General features: G+C 66.5%; 1 protein-coding gene. It reads right to left on the reverse strand.

Annotation, left to right across the window (positions count from 1 at the left end):
* Nucleotides 1–23: 23 nt before the first annotated feature.
* Complete coding sequence (locus tag H4N64_RS44055) at nucleotides 24–1,250, reverse strand: IS110 family RNA-guided transposase (protein ID WP_418896345.1); 1,227 nt, start codon at nucleotides 1,248–1,250, stop codon at nucleotides 24–26.
* Nucleotides 1,251–1,719 lie beyond the last annotated feature (469 nt).

A 1,719-nucleotide genomic window follows, 5' to 3' on the forward strand; every position in this document is an offset into this window, starting at 1 on the left:
AGACATCTCACGATGCCAAGTCGTCAAGCTGCTGCGGCCAGTTCGGAGGGAAAGGCGATGTGTTCGTCGAACAGTTCGCCCGCTTGAATGCAGTGGTAGAGCTGGCCGATCATGCGGTTGAACAGGTGTCGCTGGGCGGCCGCGTGCCAGTCTCCTTGCTCGCGTCGACGGCGGTAGTGGGCGTCCGCGCCGGGTGAGGACCGCAGAGCGGAGAAGGCCCACAGGTAGCCGGCATGGTTAAGCCGGTCGTTTTTGACCATGCGACGCCCGACCTGGTGTTTCTTGCCGGACGCGCGGGTGATGGGGGCGGAACCTGCATATGCCTTCATGCCGCGTGCGTCGACGAACCGCTGGCGGTCATCGCCGATCTCTGCCAGCACCCGGGCGCCGAGCTGGACCCCGAGACCGGGGAAGCTCAAGATGACTTTAGCGTCCGGGTGCCGGAGAAAAGACTCCTCGACCGCCTCGGCGAGCTCGTCAGCAGCGAGGCAGGCGGCTTCCAACTGCCGCAGGAGGGCGAAAGCCTGCTTGCCGAGCGCGTCTTCGACCAGCTGCGGCTGGCTCGCGTAATCACCGCGGAAGACCTCTCGGAGCCGGTCGGCCTCGGCTTCGATGCCGCGGCTGCGGCCAGCGCGTTTGAGAGCGGACCGGAGCTGGGCGCGGGTGAGCCGGGCGGCCTGGCTCGGGGTGGGGGCGAGCTTGAGCAGTTCGTGTGCTTCGGGACGGCACAGCCCGTTGGTCCATCCTGCGAAGGCGTCCAGGGCGGCGGGGTAGTACTCGCGCAGCAGCGAGCGTAGCTGGTTGGCGATCTGCTGCCGGCTCCAGGTCGCGTCCTGCTGGGCGCGGGCGAGGACGGCAATGGCGCGTGCGAGGTCGGTGTCTGCCGGCAGCGGTCGGTGCATGGGCATATCGGTGCGCAGGATGTTGGCCAGCACCAGAGCGTCGCCAGCGTCGGACTTCTTACGGGAGACGCCGTGCCGGTCGCGGTAACGGGCAGCGGCCATCGGATTGATCGCGAAGACCTTCCGATTGCCCTGCCGCAGGGCCGCGGCCAGGAGGCCACGGCTGGTTTCGATGGCGATCGGGATCGGGTCGTCTTCCGCGTCGCCGTACTCGGCGAGCAGGTCCAGCAGCAGCCGGTAGCCAGCCAAATCGTCGGTGATGCGGCGCTTGGCCAGCAGCTGTCCGGTGTCGTCGATCAGGGCGACGTCGTGATGCTTCTCAGCCCAGTCAATCCCGCAGTAGATCAAGTTGCTCCTCCCCTTCGGCACTGGCATCTGCGCTGGTCACGAGCGCATGCGGGCCACGCGGCTCCCTAATTCCAGGACTCTTCGGTCCGACATCTCACAAGCCGTTCGCGGCACCAGCGCGTCCCACGGGCCTCGATCTTGTCCAGAGCTCAAGGGCTCGGGGACTGGTAAGAGGTCACCGTGATACGGGCTCGCACCGCAAACTCTAACGAGTGAATACGTCGCGGGTGATGGCGGCCGTGAAGACGACGAACGTCACCGCTCTACCTAGAGGCCTCGCAGGCCGGGGCTTGTATAGGTTGTCCGTCCGGCGTCCGTGCAACCGCCATCACCTCGAGCACTGGGGCGTGCGCCGCTCTCAGTGAAGGCCTCAATCAGCCTGGGTCCAGGAAGGCGTCACAGTCCCGTACTCGAACAGTCCGGCAGTGCTCCAAGGAGCCGCGCCGGTGCCGCTACCAACGAATTAGGG

The organism is Streptomyces cupreus (genome assembly GCF_014257025.1).
In the GTDB taxonomy this organism is placed as follows: domain Bacteria; phylum Actinomycetota; class Actinomycetes; order Streptomycetales; family Streptomycetaceae; genus Streptomyces; species Streptomyces cupreus.